Consider the following 17,381-nt stretch of genomic DNA (forward strand, 5'->3'; position numbering starts at 1 on the left):
ACGAATGGCTGAGATTCAGGGCGGCCTGATGCCCGTGGTCGCGGTGGCGCTGATCGATGCGGACGGGCGCGTGCTGGTGCAGCAGCGCCCGCCGGGGAAATCGCTTGCGGGGCTTTGGGAATTTCCCGGTGGCAAGATCGAGGCCGGCGAGACTCCCGAGGACGGCCTCGTGCGCGAGCTGGAGGAGGAACTGGCGATCAGCGTGCCGTGCGGTTGCCTGTTTCCTGCCACTTTCGCCAGCGCGCCGCTGGGTGACCGACATCTCGTGCTGCTGCTCTACACCTGCCGCAAATGGACCGGGGTGCCACGCGCGCTCGCCGCTTCTGCCCTGCGCTGGGTCCGTCCGGCAGAACTGCACGCGATGGACGTGGTGCCCGCGGACCGGCCGATGCTGGGCGCGCTCGAAGCGCTGCTCTGAGCGTCAGTAGCCCAGCCGGCCCCAGGTGGGCGAGAGCTGCGCGTTGAGGCGGCGAAGGCCGTCCGCGGAGAGCTTCTCGCGGTGATCGCCGGGCACCACCTTGCGGACAAAGGCGGTGGGCTCCTCTGCTTCGGGCAGAATGTCGCGCTCGGCCAGGATCCGGGCGACGACGTCCGGCGGTGCCTGCCAGCCGAACCAGGCGGCGAGCTCCGCGATCCATGCCGCCTTGTCGAAGATCACCTCTTCGTAGCGGAACAACTTCAGGTTCGGGTCGGCGAGCAGCGGGCGATAGGCGTCGATCGTCCGATTGAGCTGCTTTGCCTGCTTGAGCACATAATCCTCGACGCTCTGCTGGAGCGCCTCCTCACGCCGCTTCGCGATTAATGAGCCTTCGGCGCGCTGCTCGGGCAGCTGGTGCGAGAAGGCGGAGGAAAAATATTCGCTGACCAGGGCATCGCGGGGATCGCGGACGAGCAGAACCTTGCGCGCGTCCTTGAACGCGGGGCGGCCGAACAATCCGCTCGGCGCGTCGCGGAAGCCGGCGTACAGGTTGCCGCGGCGCAGGATGCGGAACAGGTCCGGATTGCCGTTCCAGTCAGGATAGCGATAGCCCGCCGCAAACGCTTTGTCAGGCAGCAGCACCACCGGCCAGCCATTCGCCTCGGCGAGGTCGAGCAGGATCAGGTTCATCAGGCTGCTGCCCGACTTGCGTACACCCAGCGCGAACAGGATCGGCAGGTCCGGGTTCTGGCGGACCGCGAAATCGAGCTGCCCGCCGTCCGCCATGCCGAGCGAGACGGTGACCGTCGCGCTCAATCGTTGCCGCCGATCAGGTCGCCGAACCCGCCCAGTATCGATCCCTCGCCGCGGTTCTGGCCGCCGCGGCTGCCTGCCGCCGCGAGCATGCGGCCGGCGAGGCGCGAGAAGGGGAGGGACTGGATCCACACCTTGCCCGGGCCGGTCAGCCGCGCGAAGAACACGCCCTCGCCGCCGAAGATCATGCTCTTCACGCCGCGCACCATCTCCAGGTCGAAATCGACGGAAGGGGTGAAGGCGGCGAGGCAGCCGGTATCGACGTGGAGCTGCTCGCCCGGCTTGAGTTCGCGCTCCACCAGCGTGCCGCCCATCTGCACGAACACCCAGCCGTCGCCGTCCAGCTTCTGCATGATGAAGCCCTCGCCCCCGAACAGGCCGGTCATCACCTTGCGCTGGAAGGCGACACCGATCTGCACGCCCTTGGCCGCCGCGAGGAAGCTGTCCTTCTGGCAGATCAACGTGCCGCCGACGTCCGCCAGCCGCAGCGGCAGGATCGTGCCCGGCGTGGGCGCACCGAAAGCGACGCGCGCCTTGCCCTGACCCTGGTGGGTGAACACGGTGGTGAACAGGCTCTCGCCGGTGACGAGCCGCTTGCCCGCGCCGATCAGCTTGTCCATGAAGCCGCCGCTGCTGCTCCCGGAGCCATCGCCGAACACGGTGGACATCTCGATCGAGGCATCCTTCCACACCATCGCGCCTGCCTCGGCGACTGCGCTCTCGCCCGGATCGAGCTCGATTTCGACGAACTGAAGGTCCTCGCCGCGGATCTCGAAATCGATGTCGTCGGCAACGCCGCTCTGGCGCATGTGGCTCCACGGACTGGTCATGTCGAAGACTCCTTTCCGGGCCCGTCTTATCGGCGGCGGACGGCGGCGAGAAGATGGCGCAGGCGGCGCGCGATGGCGAGCGCGACGAGGCCGAGTGCCATCGCGATCGGCAACAGCGCGGCAAGCGGCGGAATCGCTGGCCAGCGCAGTCGGGCAAGGGCGATGCCGGTGCCGGCCAGTGCGAGCAGGGTCGCCAGCACCGCAGGGGCGACGGCGGAGCGGTGGAGCGTGGCGGGATCGCCGGGCAGTGTCACGAGTGGCTCGTAGCGGAGGTGGGAGGCGTTGCAAACCCGGGGGTACGGAACTGCGTTGCACGCATGTTGATCGAGTTCGATACGTGGAAGGACGCGACGAACTTCGACAAGCATGGCCTGTCGCTGGCATTCGGCGCGCGGTTGTTTGATGATCCCCTGCACATCGTGCTCGGCCCTATTCGGCCCATCGACGGCGAAGATCGCTACAAGATCATCGGCATGGTGGATGGAAAGCTGTAAACCAGCGTTCACGTCCGCCGCGGCGAGGCAGTGCGGTTCATCTCGGTGAGGAGAAGCAATGATGGCGAGGCTCGCGTCTATGGTCGCGCTTGAAGCCGATCGCAACGATCCCGAGGACTTCGACGTGTCCGAAGCCGAGGTAGAGCGGGCGGCAAAGGAGCGGCGTGTGCGAACCGAACAGGTCTCCCTCCGCCTCGACGGCGCCGTCCTTGATCGCTTTCGTGCGACGGGGCCCGGCTGGGAAGCGCGGATCAACGAGGCGCTGCGCCGCGCGGCGCCCTGACGGCGGGTGTTGCCCCTGCGTCGGCGGGGGCGTAACGAGACGCTCCGGGGCGGCCGCATCGGTCGCCCTTGCTGTTTGAAGGAGCCGTCCCGTGACGATCACCCCACTCATGCCCGTCTATCCCCGCTGCGGGGTACGGCCGGTGCGAGGCGAGGGGGTGTACCTCTACGGCGAGCACGGCGAGCAGTATCTCGATTTCGCCGCGGGCATCGCGGTCAACGCATTGGGCCACGGCCACCCGCATCTGGTGAAGGCGATCGCTGACCAGGCGGCGACGCTGATGCACGTCAGCAACCTGTACGGCAGCCCGCAGGGCGAGGCGCTGGCGCAGCGGATCGTGGATAACAGCTTCGCGGACACGGTGTTCTTCACCAATTCCGGCGTCGAGGCGATCGAATGCGCGATCAAGACCGCGCGCCGCTATCACCATGTCGCCGGCAACCCGCAGCGGCACAAACTGATCACCTTCAAGAACGCCTTCCACGGCCGCTCGCTCGGCGCGATCTCGGCCACCGACCAGGCCAAGATGCGCGACGGGTTCGAGCCGCTGCTGCCGGGCTTCGACTATGTCCGCTTCAACGACCTGGAAGGTGCGCTCGCCGCGATCGACGAGGAGACCGCCGGCTTCCTGGTCGAGACGGTGCAGGGCGAGGGCGGCATGACCGCGGGCACGCCGGAGTTCATCACCGGCCTGCGCAAGGCCTGCGACGAACACGGCCTGCTGCTGATCCTGGACGAGATCCAGTGCGGCTATGGCCGCACCGGCAAGATGTGGGCCTATGAACACTACGGCATCACGCCCGACATCATGACCGTCGCCAAGGGCATCGGCGGCGGCTTCCCGCTCGGCGCCTGTCTCGCGACCGAGGAGGCCGCGAAGGGGATGGTGTTCGGCACGCACGGCTCCACCTATGGCGGCAACCCGCTGGCGATGGCGGCAGGGCAGGCGGTGCTGGACGTGATGCTGGAGCCCGACTTCCTGCCGCATGTCGAGGCGATGGGCGCCCGTCTGCGCGCGGCGTTCGAGCAATTGATCCCCAACCACGATCACCTGTTCGAGGAGATCCGGGGCAAGGGGCTGATGCTGGGCATCAAGATGAAGGAGCCGGCGGTCAGTCGCGACTTCGTGGCGCACCTGCGCGACAATCACGGGCTGCTGACCGTCGCGGCGGGCGAGAACGTGTTTCGCGTGCTGCCGCCGCTGGTGATCGGCGAGAGCCACATCGACGAATGCATCGAGCGGCTGAGCGCCGGCGCGCGGAGCTTCGCGGGTAAGAGCGATGACTGAGCCCCGCCACTTTCTGAATCTGTCCGACGCGGGCGCCGACGGGCTTGCCGCGATCCTTGCCGACGCGCTCGACCGCAAGGCGGCACGCGCCGGCTGGCCGAAGGGGCGACCCGATACGGATGCTCCGCTCGCCGGCCATGTCCTCGCGTCGATTTTCGAGAAGAACTCGACCCGCACCCGCGTCAGCTTCGACATGGCGATCCGCCAGCTCGGCGGCAGCTCGATCGTTATGGAGGCGGGGCAGATGCAACTCGGCCGGGGCGAGACCGTCGCCGATACCGCGCGCGTCCTCTCCGGCTATGTCGATGCAATCATGATCCGCACCGACGATCACGCCAAGGTGGAGGAGATGGCGCGATACGCCACGGTCCCGGTGATCAACGGCCTTACCGATGCCTCGCACCCCTGCCAGATCGTCGCCGACCTGCTGACCATCGTCGAGAGCGGCAAGGCGCTGCCCGGCCTGAAGATCGCGTGGCTGGGAGATGGCAACAACGTCCTCGCCTCGATCTACGAGGCGGCGGGGCTGATGCAGTTCGACGTCGTCGCCGCCTGTCCGCAAGGGTTCATGCCCGCGGACAGCGATGTCGCGCTGGCGAAAGGGCGCGGCCGGGTCGTCGCCAACCCGCGCGAGGCGGTGGACGGGGCGGACCTAGTCATCACCGATACCTGGATTTCGATGGGACAGGCGCATGGCGAGACCAAGCTGACGGCAATGATGCCCTATCAGGTCGATGCGGCGCTGATGGCCGCGGCGGCGCCGGATGCCAAGTTCCTCCACTGCCTGCCCGCGCATCGCGGTGAGGAAGTGACCGCGGAGGTGATCGACGGGCCGCAGTCACTGATCTGGGCGGAGGCGGAGAACCGACTCCACGCGCAGAAATCCATCCTGCGCTGGTGCTTCGGCCAGGTCGGTTGATCTAGCCGGATCGCATACCCAGATTCTCGTCAACCCGGCGGCTGCCGGTTTCCACTTCATGGACGTGCGCTTGCCGCACGACCTCCCGGCGTGCCGGGATGACGAGAGCATCATGACCGATCCGACCTTCGACCTCGACCGCTCCCTCGGCTTCACGATTCCTGCCCGCCATGTCCGCGGGCGGGCCGCTCGGCTCGGCCCGGTGCTCGACACCATCCTGGCCGCGCACGACTATCCCGCCCCGATTGCCAAGCTGCTCGGGGAGGCATTGGTGCTGGCGGCGCTGATCGGCGCGACGCTGAAAGACAATGCGGGGCAGCTGACCATGCAGGCGCAATCGGATGGCGGCATCGTCAAGCTGCTGGTGGTCGACTATCGCGGCGGCGCCTTGCGCGGCTATGTCGATTTCGACGCCGAGCGGCTCGCCGCGGCGCCGGCTGACCCCACCCTGTTCGCGCTGTTCGGCGAGGGCTATCTGGCGATCACCTTCGATCTCGCCACCACCGGCGAGCGCTACCAGGGGATTGTCCCGCTCGACGGTGACAGTCTGTCCCGCGTGGCGGAGGGCTATTTCGTCCAGTCCGAGCAGATTCCCACGCTGGTCCGGGTGGCGTGCCGGCACGAGGGCGGCCGGCTGATCGCCGGTGGGCTGCTGCTCCAGCACCTGCCCGAGGGCGAGGTAGGCCGCGAGCGATTGCACGTCCGGCTCGATCATCCCGAATGGGACCATGTTGCGGCGCTGGCCGGCACGGTGGAGCTGGGCGAGCTGGACGATCCCGCGCTGCCGCTCGAAACGTTGCTGTGGCGGCTGTTCAACGAGGAGGATGAGGTGCGCATCCTTTCCGATGCCCCGCTCAGCCGCGGCTGCCGGTGCACCCGGGAGCACATCCTAGGCGTGCTCGCCAAATTCACGCCCGAGGATCAGCGCGACATGGCGGACGAGAAGGGCGTGATCGCGGTAGACTGCCGGTTCTGCTCCACGATCTTTCCGGTTCGCATCGAGGACCTCGCATCCGCGGCGTGAACCAGTTTCGTCGCGCGGCGGTCGATTGCGCATCACCGCCGTGGCGATTTGTGCTACTGCGAACATGGGGCAGAGCCGGGGGGCTCGGACGGGAACAGGCTGATGAACGCGATCGGACGTGCGGCATTCGCCGTCTCTGCACTGCTGGCCGGGGCTGCAGCGGGCGCTCAGGGCGGGTCAGTCCTGGCCGGGGTCGTGCCGGGAGAATGGGCGCTCCACGACATCGGCCAGCGCGGAACCGCGCGGCAGATCTGCGTTCGGGACCCGGCCCAGCTGGTCCACGTCAACCATCCGACCGGCGCATGCCGCAGGTCGCTGGTAAGCCGCGAAGGCAGGGTCACCACCATCCGCTATGTCTGCCCCGGGCTCGGCAACGGTATAACCCGGCTGACGATGGAGAGTAGTTCGATCGTCAGAATCCAGACGCAGGGCCTGGTCCGCGGGGCGCCCTTCGACCGCGACATGGAGGCGAGGCGGACCGGCGCTTGCCGGCGCGGATTAACGGCCTTTTTACCCGATTGAGCTAGGAGCGGCGCGTGCTTCTCGAAGTGAGCACGCTTCTCTCCCAAGGCTCTGACGAGCGACTGGGCCGCTTCCCGTGCAGGGGAAGCGGCCCTTTTTGGTGTGGTTGCATGCCGGACGCATAAGGCCTAGCGCGCGCCGATCATGACAAACGAAACAACCGCGGTCGCCCTGGTCTCGGGCGGGCTCGACTCCATGGTGGCGGCAGCGATGGCGCGCGAGGCCGGCCATCGGCTGCTGATGCTCTCCATCGACTACAACCAGCGTCATTACCTGGAGATCGCCGCCGCGCGCCGGATTGCGCATGCGCTTGGCGCGGCGCGCCACGTGGTGCTGCCGATCGACCTGACCGCCTTTGGCGGCTCCGCGCTCACCGATGCCATTGACGTGCCGAAGGAGGGGGTCGGTGAGGGGATTCCCGTCACCTACGTACCGGCGCGCAACACGGTGTTCCTCAGCCTGTGCCTCGCCTGGGCGGAGGCGACGGGCGCGCGCGACCTGTACATCGGTGTCAACGCGCTCGATTATTCGGGCTATCCCGATTGCCGGCCCGAGTTCATCGCAGGCTTCGAGGCGCTGGCGGAACTCGCCACCAAGGCAGGCGTCGAAGGAGACCGGTTCCGCGTGCAGGCACCGCTCCAGTTCATGACCAAGGCGGACATCGTGCGCGAGGGCACGCGACTGGGGCTCGACTTGGGAATGAGCTGGTCGTGCTACGATCCGGCTCCGGGCGGGCTGCATTGCGGATTATGTGACAGCTGCCGGCTGCGCGCCAAGGGCTTCGCCGAGGCTGGCGTCGCCGATCCGACCGCTTATGCGGCAAGTCCCGGCGCCGCATGAGCTACGCCGTCAAGGAGATGTTCCTGACGCTGCAGGGGGAAGGCGTGCAGGCTGGGCGGCGTGCGGTTTTCGTGCGCTTCGCGGGCTGCAACCTGTGGAGCGGGCGCGAGGCGGACCGGGAGCATGCGGTGTGCTGGTTTTGCGACACCGACTTCGTCGGGACCGATGGGGCGGGTGGCGGCAAGTTTGCCGATGCCGCCGCGCTGGTCACCGCGGTGGACGGCCATTGGGGGCCGGATCGCGCACGCCGCTTCGTCGTGCTGACCGGCGGCGAGCCGATGCTCCAGGTGGACGATGCGCTGGTCGATGCGCTGCACGCCGCCGGGTTCGAGGTCGCGATCGAGAGCAACGGCACCTTGCCGGCGCATCCACGGCTGGACTGGGTGTGTATCAGCCCCAAGGCGGGGAGCGAGGTGGTCCAGCGCGCCGGTGACGAGCTGAAGCTGGTTTGGCCGCAGGCGGGGATTGAGGTGGAAGCGCTGGAGGGATGGAGCTTCCGCCACCTACTTGTGCAGCCGCTGGACGACGAGCGAGCGCAGGAGAACCATCAGGCGGCGATTGAGTTCGTGCTGGCGCGGCCGCGCTGGCGCCTCACGCTCCAGACCCACAAGATGCTGGGGCTGCGCTGATCGCAGCCCCGATGGTCAGCGCTGCGCCGTCGCCACACCGACCGGCGGCCACACCAGCGCACCACATTTCTTGTCCTGCCATTCACCCTTCTTGGACCAGCAGATCGCGTCGACGCGTGGCAGCGTGACCGTGGGATAGACGCTGCGCGTCATCGCCTGGTCGCCCCACGGCGTCAGACTGTTGCGCAACTCGCGCATGCGCAGTCGCGCAACATCGGCGAAGCGGCCACGCGGCTCGAATACCGCCTGTCTGCCGATGTCGTTCGCCACTTCGCAGAAGTTATACTGCGCTGCGACCGTCGCAAATCCCGAATAGGTGCGGGTGCCGAACTGGTCGAGCGCCGCCTGCCCGGCCTTGACTGTCTTGTTGACGCGCACGAAATATTTGGTGAGCGTGTCGAAGGACTTCTTCAGCTCGTCCTTGTGATCGGTCAGGATCGCATTGTAGTTCGACACCGTCACCATGGTCGGTTCGAACTGGCACTGGAGTGCGGCGACGTTGAGTGCGGCGCGCATGTTCCAGACCAGCCCGGCTTCCAGCTCCGCCTTGGTGGCGCCGGGCATCGGCTGGCCGATCCCCGGCTCGTCGCCGATCACCGGCGCGCCGCTTAGATCCTTGGATTTCAGGAAGAACTGTGCCGAGGCGGGCGCACCCGCCGTCGCCAGCAGAGCCGCCGCTACCCCCGCGCCGGCACACCGAACCACGCCCATTCCCACAGCCTCCCACGCAACGCGCGGGATTCTATACCTTTTCGAATCGCGCCCCAACCCCTTTTTGCCATGATCGCTCAACGACCTGGCGCAGGCGCACGAAAAAGGCCGCCCGGCGTGCCGGACGGCCTTTTGAACATGCCGTATGCCGCGACAGAAAGGCCGCGGCAGACGGGCACGCAATCTTACATCGCGTTGCCCGACATGTCGTTCGACATCATCATGTCGTTGCCCATGCCCATGCTGTCGTTGGCCATCATGCCGTCGTTCATCGCACCGTCGACCGGGGTCATGTTGTCGGACATCGTGTCCATGCCTTCGGTGGCGTTCATGTCGGTGATGGTGGTGTTCTCGGTGGTCTCGGTCTTCGAGCCGCACGCCGACACGGCGAGCGCGGCGGCAGCAAGGGCCGAGCCGGTCAGGATCTTGGAAATGGCACGCATGGATAGCTCCCTAGATAGTGGATTTGGACGGCGTACTGGCCCTTAATACCCAAATCACCGTGGACATTAATCGCAGAACGCCGCCCTCTCAAGCCTCGATTTGACAGCTCGAAGTCAGGCCCATGAGGAAGGCGTCGCGCGTCAACGCCAGCGCTTCGTCGAAGGTTGCAAGCGTTTCGTTGTGGCCCAGCGCGGCAAGGCTGGTCACCGGATAGTCCGCGATGCCGCACGGCACGATGCCGGTGAAGTGGTTGAGATCGGGCGACACGTTCACCGAGAAGCCGTGCAGCGTCACCCAGCGGCGCACGCGGACGCCGATCGCACCGATCTTCGCCTCGCGCCCGTCCCGGTCCAGCGTCCAGATGCCGATCCGTCCCTCTGCGCGGAAACAGTCCACGCCGAGGCGTCCGAGCGCGGCGATCACCCATCCTTCGACGGCGTGGACGAAACAGCGCACGTCGCGCCCGTGTCGGTTGAGATCGAGCATCAGATAGCCGACCCGCTGCCCCGGCCCGTGATAGGTGTAGCGTCCACCTCGGCCGGCGGGCACCACGGGAAAGCGCGGATCCACCAACTCGGCCGGATCGGCGCTGGTGCCTGCGGTATAGACGGGGGGATGCTCCAGCAGCCAGATCAGTTCGCGCGCCTCGCCGGCGGCGACGGCGGCGGCGCGCGCCTCCATTTCGGCGAGCGCGGCGGGATATTCGGTCAGGCCTGGCGAGACGCGCCATTCGATGTCGTCGGTCACATCGCGGGAGATGCGGTCGGCCGCGACGATTGGCAACCTGTGTGCGCAGGCGTAGGACGCCCGGATGCAGCAGGAGCCCCGCCAATGGTAAGGATGAGCGCGGTCTGGGACCGGACGGTGGAGGTGCTGAACGGGCGCGCCGGCATCCTCGCCGCGATCGCGCTGCTCACCATCGCGATCCCCTCGATCATCCAGAGCGCGGTCGGCGGCGGCATGCAGGCGGTGCCCAGTCTCGCCGGCGGGATCGTCGGGCTGGTCGCCTTCGGGCTGACGCTCTGGGGTACGCTGGCGATGACCGCGGTGGCGAGCGACCCGGCGACCGGTCGCGCCCAAGGGCTGCGCATCGGCGCGCGCGCGCTGCCGCGGACGCTTGCCGTCATGCTTGTGCTTGGGATCGCGCTGGTGCTGCTGTGGGTGCCCGCGATCGCGCTGCTGATGGGATCGGGCTATGACCTCGCGGCGGCGCAGCGGGGCGATCAGGTCGGGGCGATGGCGAATGTGCGTGCCGGGCCGGTGGTGCTCTACAGTCTCGTCGCCACCGCGGTGATGATCTGGCTGTTCGCGCGGCTGGTGCTGATCTATCCCGTGCTCGTCAACGAAGGCCTGATGTTCGGCGCGCTGCGGCGCTCGTTCGCGCTGACCCGCGGGCTCACCGCCCGCATCGTCGGCGTGGTGATCCTGTTCCTGGTGGTGCTGGTGGTCGCGGTGCTCGCGACGCAAGGCGTGTTCGGCACCGCCTTCCGCCTGCTGCTGGGCGCCGAGCAGCAGAAGCTGGCATTGGTGATGACCGCGGCGGTGCTGGCGGTGGTGACCACCGGCTTCTCGGTCCTCCAGATCGTCTTCGCCGCGCAGCTCTATGTCGCTACTCGTGCTCCCGTCGAAGTGGAGCCCGCACCGGTGCGGAGCGGGCCCTGGGCGTGAGCGTCACCGTATCGCGGCTGCTCGCCGCCGCCTGGTCCCTGTTCCGCCGCGAGCGCAGCCTGCTGATCGCGGCGGGCGCGCCGTTTCTGTTCCTGCCGCCGTTCGCGGTGCAATTGCTAATCGACGGGCCGCCGCTGCCCTTCGCCGCTACACAGGAATGGATGGACAAGGCCGCCGTCTGGGCGGGGGCGAACGTCGGCTGGTATCTGCTGGCCGATGTGATCGTGCTTTACGGCATGGGCGTGCTGGCGCTGCTGCTCGTCGCGCCGGAGCGACCCAATGTTGCGCAGGCGCTGACGCGCGCGCTGCGGCTGCTGCCACGCTTCGTGCTCGCCGGCATGCTGGCCGCGCTGGCGGTGGGGGCGGGCATGTACCTGCTGATCCTGCCCGGCCTCTACCTCCAGGCGCGCCTCGTGTTGGTGCCACTGCTGATCGCGGCCGAGCCGCTGTCGGCGACCCGCGCGATCGGCGAAAGCTGGCGCCGCACGGCCCCGCTCGCCTGGCCGATGTTCGGCGCGGTGGTGGCGCTGTTCGCGTTGCAATGGCTGGGCGCGGCGATGCTGGTGCCGCTCGACAGCTGGCTGCGCCAGCCCTCGCATGCCAATCCCTTCGTGCTGGCGCTGGTCGACGGCGGGCTCGCCGCGGTGCTGTCCGGTTATCGGATCGGGCTGCTGGTGCTCGCCGCGATCGTCTGGCGAGGGCTCAGCCGGGGGACGTGAGGCGCGGCGTCCTCGGGTAGCAGGCCCAGGTCGCGCGGATCGGGAAAGGTCTCCAGCGTGCGCGAGATCGCGGTAAAGCCGCTCGCGCGATAGAAGCCGAGCGCATTGGGATGGTCGAGCGTGCAGGTGTGCACCCACACCCGCGCCACCCCCGGCCGCCAGGCGTGCGCCAGCGCCTGCGCCATCAGCCAGCGACCGTGCCCCTTGCCGGCGAGCTCGGGCACCAAAGCGAAATAGGAAAGCTCACACTCGCCGGCGCGGCGATGGTCGAGCTCGATCATCCCGATCTCCACGCCGCCCGGGTCGAGTGCCGCGAACACCGAGATCGCAGGATCGTGGACGATCGCCGCCAGCCGTGCGTCGTCCATCGCCAGCCGCGAATACCACAGCCACGGCATGCCGACCCGGGCGAACAGCGCGCGGTACCTGTCCAGCGCCGGCGCCTTCCAGCGCGCCAGCCGCAGCGGCGACGGGGGCAGCGGGCGGAGCGGCGGGCGCTGCCGCATCTCCAGCGTGGTGACCACGGTGGCGACATGGTCGGCCGGGACGGGCAAGATCGCCATCAGTTCGGCGTTATTCCCAGGTCGCCACGGGGGGCAGGCTCATCAGGATCGCATCGATGTTGCCGCCGGTCTTGAGGCCGAACAAGGTACCGCGATCATGCACCAGGTTGAACTCGGCATAGCGCCCGCGCCAGGCGCGCTGCACTGCCAGGTCCGCATCGGTGAACGGCATGTCCATCCGCCGCCGCACGATCCGCGGGAACACGTCCAGGAACGCACGGCCGACATCCTGGGTGAAGGCGAAGTTGGCGGCAAAATCGCCCTCAAGATGATCGTAGAAGATGCCGCCGACACCGCGGTGGACGCCGCGATGGGGGATGAAGAAATAGTCGTCCGCCCATTGCTTGAACCGCGGATAGTGCGCGGGATCGTGCGCGTCGCAGGCGGCTTTGAGCACCGCGTGGAACTCGGCGGTATCCGCCTCGATCGGGTGCGGCGGGTTGAGGTCCGCGCCCCCACCGAACCAGCGCTTGGTGGTCACCAGGAAGCGGGTGTTCATGTGGACGGCGGGAACGTGCGGATTGGCCATGTGCGCGACCAGGCTGATCCCGGTGGCGAAGAAGCGCGGGTCCTCGCCCGCGCCATGGATCGACCGGGCGAACTCGCCCTCGAACGCGCCGCCGACAGTGGAGACGTTGACCCCCACCTTCTCGAACACGCGGCCCTTCATCACCCCGCGCACGCCGCCGCCGCCCGGCGCGCCGGACGGATCGGAGCGATCCCAGGGCGTATAGACGAAGGCGGCGTCCGATCCCGCCTCGCGCTCGATCGCCTCGAACTCGGCGCAGATCGCGTCGCGAAGGCTCTCGAACCAGGTGCGGGCGGTGGCTTGTTCGGGGTCGAGCGGCAGCATGGCCCCTCGCTTAGCGGCCGTGCCGCGGACTACAACCAGCGTAGCGCCGCGACATCCGAATCTGCCGGGTTGCTGTTGAACGCGATCCTCGCCTCGGGTGCCTCTACGTGGAGGACGTTGATCAGCCGTTCGAACTGTCCGGCCATGGCCGGGAGCGTGCGCAGCCCGGCTCCGATCACGATCACGTCGTACCTGCCCTTCAGCGCCTCCCGCGTCTGCGCCTCCACGCTCGCGGCGTCTCTGGTGAACAGCAACTCGGCGTCATGTCCCGCTGCGCGAAGGCGATCGAGAGAGCCGTTCAGTCCGTCCATCACCTTTTCGGCGGACATGCCCTTTGGCGCATCGGGCGCGTCGAAGTCGATCTGCGACGGATCCTCGCCGATGATCAGCACGGAACTCATGCGCGTTGCTCCATCTGTCCGGTCGTCTCAACGCGGCCAGGTCGATCAGGATGCGCGAAACCGCCGCGTCGGAGCGTGGAAATCGGGCGGCTTGTCGGCGATCCAGCGGATGAAGCGGGCGATGTCCTCGTGCTGGCGAAGCGCATCGAGATCGGCATAGGCGCCGGCGAGGTCGCGATTGGAGACGCAGGCGTGGATGATGCGATGGCAGATCGGGTGCACCGGCACCGTCTCGCTGCCGCCCTGGCTCTTCGGCACGCGGTGATGCCATTCGATCCGGCGGCCGAGCGAGCGAGCACACAGGGCACAAGCCGCGGCGGGGGGAGGCGTCGCCGCCCGTGCTTCCGCCTCGGCCAGCCCGCGAAGCCGCTTCACCCGTCCTGCCATTTCCACGATATAAGGCGTGCGGTCTTCGCGGTCAGCCCGGCAGCCCGCCGGTCTGGCGCAGCGCCTCCGTCACCGCGATCCCCGCGCTCATCGCCAGGTTGAGTGAGCGCAGGCCGGCGCGGATCGGGATGCGCACGCGCGCGTCGGCGACGGCATGGACCTCCTCGGGCACGCCCGCGCTCTCGCGGCCGAGCAGCAGCACGTCGTCCGCGGTGAACGCGAATTCGTGCAGTGGCTCGGCGGCCTTGGTGGTCATCAGGACCAGCCGGCCGGTGCGCTGCGCCTGGAATGCCGCCCAATCGGCATGGCGCGCCATCTCGACATGGCGGATGTAATCCATCGCCGCGCGCTTCACCCTTTGTTCGTCCCAGACGAACCCCATCGGCTCGATCAGGTCGATGCCCACGCCCATGCACGCGCCCAATCGCAGCACGCCGCCGACGTTGAAGGCGATCTCGGGGCGATAGAGGGCGACGCGCATGCGCACCTTGTGCCGCTTCGGCCGCATCTGCGCCAGACGGGGTCCGGCCCGCCTGGGCAAAAAACGTCGCCAAAAACCCGTTGGCAAAGCGGCGAACCGCCGTCTATCAGCGGCCGAACCGCCGGGGGACGGTGGACGGGAGGGATGCGGCCGCGTCACCTCCACGAGGGTCCGAAGAAGGGTAAGAGCTGAATGGCCACTGTCGACCAAGCCGTACCACCGGGTGAGAACCCGGCGCCGTACCACGAGGAGGTCCACGATCCCCGCCGCCGCGACTTCATCAACATCGCCGCGGTCGCCTGGGCCGGCGTGGGCGCGGGTGTGGTGGTCGGGCCGCTGATCGTGCAGATGAGCCCCGCGGCGGACGTGCTGGCGCAGTCGACCACCGAGATCGACCTGTCGAAGATCGCCCCCGGCCAGGCGGTGAAGACGCAGTTCCGCAAGCAGCCGCTGTTCGTCCGCAATCTCACCCCCAAGGAGATCGCCGAGGCGGAAGCCGTGTCGCTGAGCGAGTTGCGCGACCCCCAGACCTTGGCCGACCGCACCAAGGAAGGCCATCGCAACTGGCTGATCACCCTGGGCGTCTGCACCCATCTCGGCTGCGTGCCGCTGGGCGCCGGCGAGGGCGAGAACAAGGGGCCGTACGGCGGCTATTTCTGCCCATGCCACGGATCCGCGTACGATACCGCTGCGCGCATCCGTAAGGGCCCGGCACCGACCAATCTGGTGGTGCCGGAATACACGTTCACGTCGGACACAGCGGTCAAGGTGGGTTGAGGCGGATATGAGCTTTCCCTGGGCCAAGCACTACGAGCCGAAGCAGCCGCTGATGCGGTGGATCGACGAGAAGCTGCCGCTTCCGCGTCTGGTCTACAACGCGATCGGCGCGGGCTATCCAGTGCCGCGCAACCTCAATTATTTCTGGAACTTCGGCGTGCTCGCGGGCGCGGCGCTGGTGGTGCAGATCGTCACCGGCGTGGTGCTGGCGATGAACTATGCCGCCAACGGCCTGGTCGCCTTCGGCTCGATCGAGCGGATCATGCGCGACGTGCCGGCGGGCTGGTTCCTCCGCTACGCGCACGCCAACGGCGCATCGATGTTCTTCATCGTGGTGTACATCCACATCTTTCGCGGCCTCTACTACGGATCGTACAAGGCGCCGCGCGAGATGGTGTGGCTGCTGGGCGTCACCATCTTCCTCTTGATGATGGCCACCGCCTTCATGGGCTATGTGCTTCCCTGGGGGCAGATGAGCTTCTGGGGCGCGCAGGTGATCACCGGCTTCTTCTCGGCGATCCCCTTGGTGGGTGAGCCGATCCGCGTGTGGCTGCTGGGCGGCTTCGCGCCGGACAATGCCGCGCTCAACCGCTTCTTCTCGCTCCACTATCTGCTGCCGTTCGTGATCGCGGGCGTCATCATCCTGCACATCTGGGCGCTGCACATCCCGGGATCGAACAACCCGACCGGCGTCGAGGTGAAGAGCGAGCAGGACACCGTGCCGTTCCACCCGTATTACACGGCCAAGGACGGCGTCGGCGTCGGCGTGTTCTTCCTGATCTTCGCCGCGATGCTGTTCTTCGCGCCGAACTATCTGGGCCACCCGGACAATTACATCGAGGCGAACCCGCTCTCGACGCCCGCGCACATCGTGCCCGAATGGTATTTCTGGCCATTCTACGCGATCCTGCGCGCCTTCACCGCGGACTTCATCATCCCGGCGAAGCTGTGGGGCGTGCTGGCGATGTTCGGCTCCATCCTGCTGCTGTTCTTCCTGCCCTGGTTGGATTCGTCGCCGGTGCGGTCGAACAACTTCCGCCCGAAGGCGCGGATCGCCTTCTGGATCCTGGTAGTGGACGTGCTGATCCTCGGCTGGTGCGGCGGCTCGGCAGCGACGCCCGGCGTCGTGATCCTCAGCCAGATCACCGCGGCCTATTACTTCCTCCACTTCCTGGTGATCCTGCCGATGATCGCCCGGTCGGAGCGGCCGCGGCCGCTGCCGAACTCGATCACCGAGGCGGTGCTGGCCAAGCATGGCGGCACCAGCCCGGCCAAGACCGCGCTGGCGTAAGAACGAGCCGGAATAGGGGACAGACATGGTTCGTTTCATCGCACTCCTGGTCGGCGCCGCGTTCAGCTTCGTGCTGGCGATCGCGCTGTTCGGCAGCATCTCCGGCCTGATCACTGAGCCGCCGGTGCCCACCGTCGAGGAGGAGTTCCACGCGCATCCGCTCCACGCGGGGCTCTCGTCGGACGGCATTTTCGGCAAGTTCGACCGGCAGCAGCTCCAGCGTGGCTTCCAGGTCTACAAGGAGGTCTGCGCGGCCTGCCACGGCCTGCGCTACGTCTCCTTCCGCGACCTGGAGCAGCTGGGCTATTCCGAGCCGGAGGTGAAGGCGATCGCGCAGCAATGGGCGATCGAGCAGCCGTCGATCAATCCGGAGACCGGCGAGGCGACCACCCGCAAGAACATCCCGTCGGATCGCTTCCCGTCGCCCTTCGCCAACGAGGTCGCCGCGCGCGCCGCCAACAACAACGCCAATCCGCCGGACCTGTCGCTGATGGCCAAGGCGCGGCACGACGGGAACAACTACATCTACTCGCTGATCGGCCACGGCTATGTGAACCAGCCGGCCGAGCTGGTGCGCAAGTTCCCGGACGCCAAGACGCCCAACGGGCTGCACTACAACAAATTCTTTCCGAACCTGAACATCGCCATGCCGCCGCCGCTGACCCAGGACGGCCAGGTTACCTATACCGACGGCACCCGCGCGACCAAGGACCAGATGGCCAAGGACGTCGCCGCCTTCCTGACCTGGACCGCGGAGCCCAATCTGGAGCGTCGCCACGCCGCCGGCCTCGCCGCGGTGATTTTCCTGGTGATCTTCGTGTTCCTCGCCTGGGGCGCCTATCAGAACGTCTGGCGCGACGTGAAGCATTGAGCGCACAGGGAGCAGGTAAGAGGGAGCTGGAAGCACGAAGGAAGGGCTTAGAAGGTCGCGCTTGAGGCTTGCGCAAAAGAGCGGACCAGGTTCCCCTGCTCCCTGCTCCCTGCTCCCTGCTCCCTGCTCCCTGCTCCCTGCTCCCTGCTCCCTGC

25 protein-coding genes are annotated in these 17,381 nt (G+C 67.6%); 14 read left to right on the top strand and 11 right to left on the bottom strand.

Going from position 1 to position 17,381, the window contains the following annotated elements; all coding sequences use genetic code 11:
• Positions 1 to 4 precede the first annotated feature (4 nt).
• Positions 5 to 418 carry a (deoxy)nucleoside triphosphate pyrophosphohydrolase gene (locus ACFDTH_RS06460; RefSeq protein ID WP_375286700.1) on the top strand — a complete coding sequence of 138 codons (414 nt, stop codon included), beginning with the start codon at positions 5 to 7 and terminating at the stop codon, positions 416 to 418.
• Between the two features lie 3 nt (positions 419 to 421).
• On the opposite strand, the gene ACFDTH_RS06465 is transcribed toward ACFDTH_RS06460, so the two are convergent.
• Genes ACFDTH_RS06465 through ACFDTH_RS06475 form a run of 3 tightly spaced genes read right to left on the bottom strand, consistent with a single transcriptional unit; the run spans position 422 to position 2,315 of the window.
• Positions 422 to 1,234, bottom strand: coding sequence for a sulfotransferase domain-containing protein (locus tag ACFDTH_RS06465; RefSeq protein WP_375286701.1), 813 nt, complete (start codon positions 1,232 to 1,234; stop codon positions 422 to 424).
• Entirely contained in the window at positions 1,231 to 2,061 is an 831-nt protein-coding gene (locus ACFDTH_RS06470) for a TIGR00266 family protein (RefSeq protein WP_375286702.1), read from the bottom strand. Before ACFDTH_RS06470 ends, ACFDTH_RS06465 begins: the two co-directional genes overlap by 4 nt.
• Before the next feature lie 26 nt (positions 2,062 to 2,087).
• Positions 2,088 to 2,315: a hypothetical protein gene (locus ACFDTH_RS06475; RefSeq protein ID WP_375286703.1), complete on the bottom strand. Its 228-nt coding sequence runs from the start codon at positions 2,313 to 2,315 to the stop codon at positions 2,088 to 2,090.
• 63 nt (positions 2,316 to 2,378) lie between these two features.
• Here ACFDTH_RS06475 and ACFDTH_RS06480 point away from each other — a divergent pair, with 63 nt between their 5' ends.
• The 8 genes from ACFDTH_RS06480 (at position 2,379) to queE (ending at position 8,060) form a co-directional block, all read left to right on the top strand.
• Positions 2,379 to 2,555: a BrnT family toxin gene (locus tag ACFDTH_RS06480; protein WP_375286704.1), complete on the top strand. Its 177-nt coding sequence runs from the start codon at positions 2,379 to 2,381 to the stop codon at positions 2,553 to 2,555.
• 61 nt (positions 2,556 to 2,616) lie between these two features.
• Positions 2,617 to 2,838 carry a BrnA antitoxin family protein gene (locus ACFDTH_RS06485; RefSeq protein ID WP_375286705.1) on the top strand — a complete coding sequence of 74 codons (222 nt, stop codon included), beginning with the start codon at positions 2,617 to 2,619 and terminating at the stop codon, positions 2,836 to 2,838.
• A 91-nt stretch (positions 2,839 to 2,929) separates the two neighbouring features.
• Positions 2,930 to 4,126, top strand: a complete 1,197-nt coding sequence (locus ACFDTH_RS06490) for an aspartate aminotransferase family protein (protein WP_375286706.1) — start codon at positions 2,930 to 2,932, stop codon at positions 4,124 to 4,126.
• Positions 4,119 to 5,045, top strand: coding sequence for an ornithine carbamoyltransferase (argF, locus tag ACFDTH_RS06495; protein ID WP_375286707.1), 927 nt, complete (start codon positions 4,119 to 4,121; stop codon positions 5,043 to 5,045). The genes ACFDTH_RS06490 and argF overlap by 8 nt, the downstream gene beginning before the upstream one ends.
• 112 nt (positions 5,046 to 5,157) lie before the next feature.
• Positions 5,158 to 6,069, top strand: a complete 912-nt coding sequence (locus ACFDTH_RS06500; protein ID WP_375286708.1) for an Hsp33 family molecular chaperone HslO — start codon at positions 5,158 to 5,160, stop codon at positions 6,067 to 6,069.
• Positions 6,070 to 6,171: 102 nt separating this feature from the next.
• Positions 6,172 to 6,591: a DUF3617 domain-containing protein gene (locus ACFDTH_RS06505; protein ID WP_375286709.1), complete on the top strand. Its 420-nt coding sequence runs from the start codon at positions 6,172 to 6,174 to the stop codon at positions 6,589 to 6,591.
• A 144-nt stretch (positions 6,592 to 6,735) separates the two neighbouring features.
• Complete coding sequence (gene queC / locus ACFDTH_RS06510) at positions 6,736 to 7,431, top strand: 7-cyano-7-deazaguanine synthase QueC (RefSeq protein ID WP_375286710.1); 696 nt, start codon at positions 6,736 to 6,738, stop codon at positions 7,429 to 7,431.
• Positions 7,428 to 8,060 (top strand): 7-carboxy-7-deazaguanine synthase, encoded by a 633-nt coding sequence (gene queE, locus ACFDTH_RS06515; protein WP_375286711.1) that lies wholly within the window; start codon positions 7,428 to 7,430, stop codon positions 8,058 to 8,060. The genes queC and queE overlap by 4 nt, the downstream gene beginning before the upstream one ends.
• 15 nt (positions 8,061 to 8,075) lie before the next feature.
• Here the strand turns inward: queE and ACFDTH_RS06520 are convergent, their stop codons facing one another.
• From ACFDTH_RS06520 to lipB, 3 genes are all read right to left on the bottom strand, one after another.
• The gene (locus tag ACFDTH_RS06520) at positions 8,076 to 8,771 is read right to left on the bottom strand and encodes a hypothetical protein (RefSeq protein ID WP_375286712.1); all 696 of its coding nucleotides are present in this window, start codon (positions 8,769 to 8,771) and stop codon (positions 8,076 to 8,078) included.
• 185 nt (positions 8,772 to 8,956) lie between these two features.
• A complete protein-coding gene (locus ACFDTH_RS06525; RefSeq protein ID WP_375286713.1) occupies positions 8,957 to 9,214 on the bottom strand; it encodes a hypothetical protein in 258 nt (85 codons plus the stop codon).
• 88 nt (positions 9,215 to 9,302) lie between these two features.
• Positions 9,303 to 9,962, bottom strand: a complete 660-nt coding sequence (gene lipB, locus ACFDTH_RS06530) for a lipoyl(octanoyl) transferase LipB (RefSeq protein WP_375286714.1) — start codon at positions 9,960 to 9,962, stop codon at positions 9,303 to 9,305.
• 84 nt (positions 9,963 to 10,046) lie between these two features.
• On the opposite strand from lipB, the gene ACFDTH_RS06535 reads away from it, so the two are divergent.
• Positions 10,047 to 10,883 carry a hypothetical protein gene (locus tag ACFDTH_RS06535; protein WP_375286715.1) on the top strand — a complete coding sequence of 279 codons (837 nt, stop codon included), beginning with the start codon at positions 10,047 to 10,049 and terminating at the stop codon, positions 10,881 to 10,883.
• A complete protein-coding gene (locus ACFDTH_RS06540; protein WP_375286716.1) occupies positions 10,880 to 11,602 on the top strand; it encodes a hypothetical protein in 723 nt (240 codons plus the stop codon). The genes ACFDTH_RS06535 and ACFDTH_RS06540 overlap by 4 nt, the downstream gene beginning before the upstream one ends.
• Here the strand turns inward: ACFDTH_RS06540 and ACFDTH_RS06545 are convergent.
• From ACFDTH_RS06545 to ACFDTH_RS06565, 5 genes are read right to left on the bottom strand one after another with little or no spacing between them, the layout of a single operon-like run.
• Positions 11,539 to 12,165 carry a GNAT family N-acetyltransferase gene (locus ACFDTH_RS06545; protein ID WP_375286717.1) on the bottom strand — a complete coding sequence of 209 codons (627 nt, stop codon included), beginning with the start codon at positions 12,163 to 12,165 and terminating at the stop codon, positions 11,539 to 11,541. The two genes, ACFDTH_RS06540 and ACFDTH_RS06545, sit on opposite strands and share 64 nt — an antisense overlap.
• A gap of 10 nt (positions 12,166 to 12,175) precedes the next feature.
• Positions 12,176 to 13,018, bottom strand: coding sequence for an oxygen-dependent coproporphyrinogen oxidase (gene hemF, locus ACFDTH_RS06550; protein WP_375286718.1), 843 nt, complete (start codon positions 13,016 to 13,018; stop codon positions 12,176 to 12,178).
• 29 nt (positions 13,019 to 13,047) lie between these two features.
• Positions 13,048 to 13,419 carry a hypothetical protein gene (locus ACFDTH_RS06555; protein WP_375286719.1) on the bottom strand — a complete coding sequence of 124 codons (372 nt, stop codon included), beginning with the start codon at positions 13,417 to 13,419 and terminating at the stop codon, positions 13,048 to 13,050.
• A gap of 45 nt (positions 13,420 to 13,464) precedes the next feature.
• The gene (locus ACFDTH_RS06560; protein WP_375286720.1) at positions 13,465 to 13,794 is read right to left on the bottom strand and encodes an HNH endonuclease; all 330 of its coding nucleotides are present in this window, start codon (positions 13,792 to 13,794) and stop codon (positions 13,465 to 13,467) included.
• 43 nt (positions 13,795 to 13,837) lie between these two features.
• On the bottom strand, positions 13,838 to 14,287 hold the full coding sequence (locus ACFDTH_RS06565; RefSeq protein WP_375286722.1) for a tRNA (cytidine(34)-2'-O)-methyltransferase: 450 nt from the start codon (positions 14,285 to 14,287) through the stop codon (positions 13,838 to 13,840).
• A gap of 192 nt (positions 14,288 to 14,479) precedes the next feature.
• Here ACFDTH_RS06565 and petA point away from each other — a divergent pair, with 192 nt between their 5' ends.
• Genes petA through ACFDTH_RS06580 form a run of 3 tightly spaced genes read left to right on the top strand, consistent with a single transcriptional unit; the run spans position 14,480 to position 17,226 of the window.
• Complete coding sequence (gene petA / locus ACFDTH_RS06570) at positions 14,480 to 15,064, top strand: ubiquinol-cytochrome c reductase iron-sulfur subunit (RefSeq protein WP_375286723.1); 585 nt, start codon at positions 14,480 to 14,482, stop codon at positions 15,062 to 15,064.
• A 7-nt stretch (positions 15,065 to 15,071) separates the two neighbouring features.
• Positions 15,072 to 16,355: a cytochrome bc complex cytochrome b subunit gene (locus ACFDTH_RS06575; RefSeq protein WP_375286724.1), complete on the top strand. Its 1,284-nt coding sequence runs from the start codon at positions 15,072 to 15,074 to the stop codon at positions 16,353 to 16,355.
• A 25-nt stretch (positions 16,356 to 16,380) separates the two neighbouring features.
• Positions 16,381 to 17,226: a cytochrome c1 gene (locus ACFDTH_RS06580; RefSeq protein WP_375286725.1), complete on the top strand. Its 846-nt coding sequence runs from the start codon at positions 16,381 to 16,383 to the stop codon at positions 17,224 to 17,226.
• Positions 17,227 to 17,381: the final 155 nt, after the last annotated feature.

The organism is Sphingomonas sp., assembly GCF_042096255.1.
Classification (GTDB): Bacteria; Pseudomonadota; Alphaproteobacteria; order Sphingomonadales; family Sphingomonadaceae; genus Sphingomonas.

Bases quoted from the DNA above. Each gene is read 5' to 3' on its own strand.
- ACFDTH_RS06460 (WP_375286700.1), top strand. From the start codon at position 5: ATGGCTGAGATTCAGGGCGGCCTGATGCCCGTGGTCGCGGTGGCGCTG.
- ACFDTH_RS06470 (WP_375286702.1), bottom strand. From the start codon at position 2,061: ATGACCAGTCCGTGGAGCCACATGCGCCAGAGCGGCGTTGCCGACGAC.
- ACFDTH_RS06480 (WP_375286704.1), top strand. From the start codon at position 2,379: ATGTTGATCGAGTTCGATACGTGGAAGGACGCGACGAACTTCGACAAG.
- ACFDTH_RS06485 (WP_375286705.1), top strand. From the start codon at position 2,617: ATGGCGAGGCTCGCGTCTATGGTCGCGCTTGAAGCCGATCGCAACGAT.
- argF (WP_375286707.1), top strand. From the start codon at position 4,119: ATGACTGAGCCCCGCCACTTTCTGAATCTGTCCGACGCGGGCGCCGAC.
- ACFDTH_RS06500 (WP_375286708.1), top strand. From the start codon at position 5,158: ATGACCGATCCGACCTTCGACCTCGACCGCTCCCTCGGCTTCACGATT.
- ACFDTH_RS06505 (WP_375286709.1), top strand. From the start codon at position 6,172: ATGAACGCGATCGGACGTGCGGCATTCGCCGTCTCTGCACTGCTGGCC.
- queC (WP_375286710.1), top strand. From the start codon at position 6,736: ATGACAAACGAAACAACCGCGGTCGCCCTGGTCTCGGGCGGGCTCGAC.
- queE (WP_375286711.1), top strand. From the start codon at position 7,428: ATGAGCTACGCCGTCAAGGAGATGTTCCTGACGCTGCAGGGGGAAGGC.
- ACFDTH_RS06520 (WP_375286712.1), bottom strand. From the start codon at position 8,771: ATGGGCGTGGTTCGGTGTGCCGGCGCGGGGGTAGCGGCGGCTCTGCTG.
- ACFDTH_RS06525 (WP_375286713.1), bottom strand. From the start codon at position 9,214: ATGCGTGCCATTTCCAAGATCCTGACCGGCTCGGCCCTTGCTGCCGCC.
- ACFDTH_RS06535 (WP_375286715.1), top strand. From the start codon at position 10,047: ATGGTAAGGATGAGCGCGGTCTGGGACCGGACGGTGGAGGTGCTGAAC.
- ACFDTH_RS06545 (WP_375286717.1), bottom strand. From the start codon at position 12,165: ATGGCGATCTTGCCCGTCCCGGCCGACCATGTCGCCACCGTGGTCACC.
- hemF (WP_375286718.1), bottom strand. From the start codon at position 13,018: ATGCTGCCGCTCGACCCCGAACAAGCCACCGCCCGCACCTGGTTCGAG.
- ACFDTH_RS06555 (WP_375286719.1), bottom strand. From the start codon at position 13,419: ATGAGTTCCGTGCTGATCATCGGCGAGGATCCGTCGCAGATCGACTTC.
- ACFDTH_RS06565 (WP_375286722.1), bottom strand. From the start codon at position 14,287: ATGCGCGTCGCCCTCTATCGCCCCGAGATCGCCTTCAACGTCGGCGGC.
- petA (WP_375286723.1), top strand. From the start codon at position 14,480: ATGGCCACTGTCGACCAAGCCGTACCACCGGGTGAGAACCCGGCGCCG.
- ACFDTH_RS06575 (WP_375286724.1), top strand. From the start codon at position 15,072: ATGAGCTTTCCCTGGGCCAAGCACTACGAGCCGAAGCAGCCGCTGATG.
- ACFDTH_RS06580 (WP_375286725.1), top strand. From the start codon at position 16,381: ATGGTTCGTTTCATCGCACTCCTGGTCGGCGCCGCGTTCAGCTTCGTG.